3 protein-coding genes are annotated in these 4659 nt (G+C 73.1%); 2 read left to right on the forward strand and 1 reads right to left on the reverse strand.

From position 1 onward, the window contains the following. Positions 1 to 634, forward strand: a 634-nt coding sequence (locus tag GU5_RS13865) for a ComEA family DNA-binding protein (RefSeq protein ID WP_010524218.1), incomplete at its 5' end; no start/stop codon positions are given. After that, positions 631 to 3135 (forward strand): ComEC/Rec2 family competence protein, encoded by a 2505-nt coding sequence (locus GU5_RS13870; RefSeq protein ID WP_010524219.1) that lies wholly within the window; start codon positions 631 to 633, stop codon positions 3133 to 3135. The genes GU5_RS13865 and GU5_RS13870, both read left to right, overlap by 4 nt. A 218-nt stretch (positions 3136 to 3353) precedes the next feature. Here the strand turns inward: GU5_RS13870 and rpf are convergent, their stop codons facing one another. Further along, entirely contained in the window at positions 3354 to 4088 is a 735-nt protein-coding gene (gene rpf / locus GU5_RS17800; protein ID WP_010524220.1) for a resuscitation-promoting factor Rpf, read from the reverse strand. Positions 4089 to 4659 lie beyond the last annotated feature (571 nt).

Consider the following 4659-nt stretch of genomic DNA (forward strand, 5'->3'; position numbering starts at 1 on the left):
TCCTGCGCTGCGGGCCGAGCCCGGGCCGGGCGAGGGGAGCGGCGCGACGACCGGCGGCGCCGAGGCGTCGAGCGGTGCGTCGAACATGCCGGACCCGGGCGGCGAGCCGGAGCCTCCTGCCGGAGACTCCCCGTCGGAGGACGGGACCGCCGCCCCGGTGGTGGTCCACGTCGCCGGAGCCGTCGCCGAACCGGGCGTGGTCGAGCTCGTCGACGGCGCCCGGGTGCGCGATGCCGTCGACGCCGCCGGCGGGCTGACCGACGACGCCGCGGCCGAGGGCATCAACCTGGCCGCCGAGGCCGTCGACGGCGGATACCTCCATGTGCCGACGGCCGAGGAGCTCGAGTCCGGCGAGGGCGCCGGCCCGCCGGCCGGTCCGGACGGCGGCGCGGCACCGGGCGGAGGAGCGACTGGAGATGCGGGCGGAGAGGACGGCGACGCCGCCCCGATCGATCTGAACCGCGCCGACGCTCAGACGCTGCAGCGGCTGACCGGCATCGGACCGGCTCTGGCCGACCGGATCATCGAGCACCGCAGCGAGACGGGCCCCTTCGCCTCGTTGGAGGATCTCGCCGGGGTGAAGGGCATCGGCCCGTCCACGCTGGAGGACGTCGAGGATCAGGTGACCTGGTGAGCCCGCGGCCGCTGGACCTGCGGCTGCTGCCGGCGGCGGCGGGCACCTGGGCGGCCGCCGCCGCGGCCGTGCACCTGGACGCCTCCGGCGCGCTGGGACTGGGGCTGGTGCTGGTGGGCGGCGCCGTGCTGCTGGGCGTGCTGCTGGCGGCCGTGCTGCGGCTGCTCGCCGACGACGGGAGAGCCGGAGGATCCGACACCGACGCGGGGGCCTGCGGACGCCGGATGCGGACTCGCACCCACCCGCGGTCGGGACGTCTGCGGCAGACGGCAGTGCATCTGGTGCTGGTCTGCAGCCTGGCCGGGGCCGCGGCGCTGACTGCGGGTCTGGAGCTCTCCGGGCACGAGGAGAGCGGATGGAGCCGGATCGTCGAGGATCAGGCGCCGCAGCAGCTCACGCTGCGCGCGGCGTCGGATCCACGAGGGATCGCCGGGACCGGCATCGACGGGAAGCCCCGGGCGATCGTGGAGGTCGAGGTCCTCACCCGGCGGGAGGCCGAACAGCCGCGCGAGGTCGGGGCCTCGGCGGTCCTGCTGCTCGGAGCCGAGGCGTCCGCGACGATCCGTCACGGCGAACGACTGCGCGGACTCCTGCAGTCGACGCCCACGGATCCCGGAGATCGGGCGACCGCGCTGCTGACGCCGTTCGGCGAGTCTGTCGAGCAGCTTCCGGCCGACGAGTGGACGCACCTCTGGCGGGCCGTGGAGTCGATGCGGTCAGCGGCGGCCGAGGCTGCGGAGTCTGCACCGGGGGAGGCGCCGCAGCTGCTGCCCGGGATGATCCTCGGGGATCGTTCGCAGCAGTCCGAGGAGCTGACCACCGCGATGCAGCAGGCGGGACTGAGCCATCTGACCGCCGTCAGCGGGGCGAACTGTGCGCTGGTCCTGGGCGCGGTGCTCGCGGGCCTGCGGCTGCTGCGCCTGCCGCGCTGGTGCTCGCCGCCGGCTGCGGTGGTCACTCTGGGGGCCTTCGTGCTGCTCGTCCATCCGGAGCCGAGTGTGGTCCGGGCCGCGGTGATGGGCGGGATCGGGGCGCTGGCGCTCTTCGCCGGCCGCGGGAGAGCGGCCTTCCCGCTGCTCTGCGTCTGCGTGATCACCCTGCTGGTCATCGACCCGTGGTTCGCCATGGAGCCGGCCTTCGCGCTCTCGGCGGCCGCGACGGCCGGGATCGTGCTCATCGGCACGCCCCTGCAGCGGCTGCTGGAGTCGGTGATGCCGGGCTGGGCGGCCTCCGTGCTGGCGCTGGCGTGCGCGGCCCAGCTCTTCGTCACTCCGCTGCTGGTTCCGGTGGCCGAGGGGATGAGCCTCTATGCGATTCCGGCCAATGTGCTCGTCGCGCCGCTGGTTCCGCTGGTCACCGTGCCGGGGACCGCCGCGGCAGTGCTGGCTCCCTGGCTGCCGAGCCTCGCCGAGGCGGTGCTGTGGTGCTGCGGCATCCCGGCGGCGCTGATCGCCGCCGTCGGCCGGGAGACGGCCGAGCTGCCACAGGCGATGGTCGACTGGCCGGGCGGCGGAGCCGGAGTGGTCATCGGCGTGCTCTACGTCCTGGCCGCGCTGGCCCTGGTCCGTTCTTTGGTCCTCCGGCGTCTGAGCCGGTCGGGTGCCGGCGTCCTGGCCGCCGGTGCGGCGTCGCTGCTCGCGCTGGTGATGCCGGTGCAGGCAGTGCCCGGCATCTCCGGACTGCTGGCGCCCACGCCTCTGGGCTCCGGCCCCGGCGAGGACTGGCGGATCGCCCAGTGCGACGTCGGACAGGGAGACATGCTCGTGGTGCGCACCGGGGGAGAGGAGGCGATCGTCGTCGACGCCGGGCCCGATCCGGACCCGGCCGACGCCTGTCTGGAGACGCTGGGGGTCGAACAGGTGCGGGTGCTGATCCTCTCCCACGAGCATCAGGACCACATCGGCGGCGTCGACGGCGTCGCGGAGGGCCGGAGGGTGCGGCAGGTCCTCCACGGCGGCAGCCGCGCGTGGGACGCCGCCGCGGAGCTGGGGCTCGAGGGCGTCACAGTGCGTCGGGCAGAGCCGGGCGCATCCGGGCAGGTCGCAGGCCGGATGCCGGTGGAATGGCGTGTGGTCGCCGCCGACGCCGAGGCGGCGACGGCGAATGACGCCTCGGCGGCGGTGCACTTCGCGGTGCCTGCCGGTGGAGGGCAGTCGTCTCCGACGGACGGCGGCGATCGGACGGTCGATGTGCTGACGTTGGGGGACCTGGAGGCCGCCGAGACGCGGGCGGTGCTGGACGCCGGCGGGCTGCCGGACGACGTCGATCTGCTGAAAGTCTCGCACCACGGGGCGCGCGACGGCGGCACGGCGTTGATCACCCGACGTCGTCCCGAGGCCGCGGTGATCTCGGTCGGCGAGGAGAACGACTACGGACACCCGGCCGACGTGACGCTGCAGGCGCTGCAGACGGCGGGGACGACGGTCTACCGCACCGACGAGCACGGGCTGATCACGTTCGCGCTCGACGACGGCGTCCTGCGGGCGCGGACGGACGGGTGAGCGCATTCCTCGGCCGGACCGTGGAGGACGGGGCACTCGATCTGCGAGGTGGTGAAGACGGCCCGCCGGTGACCGAGGTGGGCCGACGCGGGGGAAGACACGACAGAAGGGGCGGGAGTCGACGGTGTCCGTCGACTCCCGCCCCTTCCGAGCGGTCACGGTCCGCGCAGGCGGAATGAGCCGGATGCGGCGGCGTCAGCCGCCGCGGATGCGGTCGCTCAGGCGACCGGCAGCTTCAGCTCGTCGCCGACGTAGATGAGGTTCGGGTCCTCGATCTGGTCCGAGTTGGCGGCCCACAGGTCGCGCCAGTTCTCGATGCCGTGGTCGGCGGCGATCTTGGCGAGCGTCTCGCCGGCCTCGACCTGGTGGGTCTCGCCGGAGGCCTCGACCTCGGCCGGCTGAGCAGCGGACTGCTGCTCAGCCTGCTGCTGAGCCTGGGCCTCAGCCTGGGCCTGCTGCTCGGCCTGACGCTGGGCCTCGGCCTCAGCCTGGGCCTGCTGCTCGGCCTCGGCCTGAGCCTCGGCCTCCTGCTCGGCCTGACGCTGGGCCTCCAGCTCCGCCTCGGTCGGGCCCTGGTCGGCCGGCTCGGGCTCGGGCTCCGGCTGAGGTGCCGGGTCGCCGCTCAGCCCCAGCTGCGCCGAGCAGGACGGCCACGCGCCCCAGCCCTGGACGGACTGCAGCTGCTCGGCCCGCTGGATCTGCTCAGCCTTGGAGGCCTCGCTCGGCAGGCCGGAGCCGCCCATGGCCGCCCAGGAACTCTGGGAGAACTGCAGTCCGCCGTAGAAGCCGTTGCCGGTGTTGATGCTCCAGTCGCCGCCGGACTCGCACTGAGCCAGCTGGTCCCAGACGGAGGCGTTGGCGGCCGGGGCGGTCGCGGCGACGCCGACGCCCGCCAGGGTCGCGGCGGCCATTCCGCCGCCGACGATCTTCTTGAAAGTCTGCTTGGTCTGCATTGGCAGTTCGCTCCGAAGTCCCCACACTCGGACCCTCCCGGGCCGTCGTCATGCCACCGTCCGCCTTCTTTCACATGTATGGCGGTCATGGTCACCGGAGCCGGCAGTGTGGACGGTGTCAGGGGGCCTGCCGGCACCTGTGCTCCTGCAGTGCCGGCCCGGAACGGGAGGAGCTGAAGCCGGAGGCCGGTGCTGCCACCAGCTGCGCCTCAGATCACGCCGACATCACAGAAGATGTCCGCAAACCAGTAAAAGGTCTCAGAACGGTTGCGTCAACTCGCCCGGTGAGCGTGTCGCAGACCAAGATCGCTGTCATGACGGGGATCAAGGGGCGTTATCGTCCTGTGATCAAGTTTTCTGTGAAAAACATGTGAGCGATCCGTCGTCGCGGCCCACCCATCGTCACTCCAGGTCAGGCGGGCGAGAGTGGGTGCTGCCCCGAAAGCCGCCGCATGGCGTGACGCTCAGCACACCCTTCCGTCACGCGGTGTTCGCCTGCTCGCCGCCTGCTCCTCGTGTCCTGCGCGGCCTCAGAGGGTGCTCAGGTCACGCTCAGATTGCGATGCGCTCG

The organism is Nesterenkonia sp. F (assembly GCF_000220985.1).
Taxonomy (GTDB): Bacteria; Actinomycetota; Actinomycetes; order Actinomycetales; family Micrococcaceae; genus Nesterenkonia.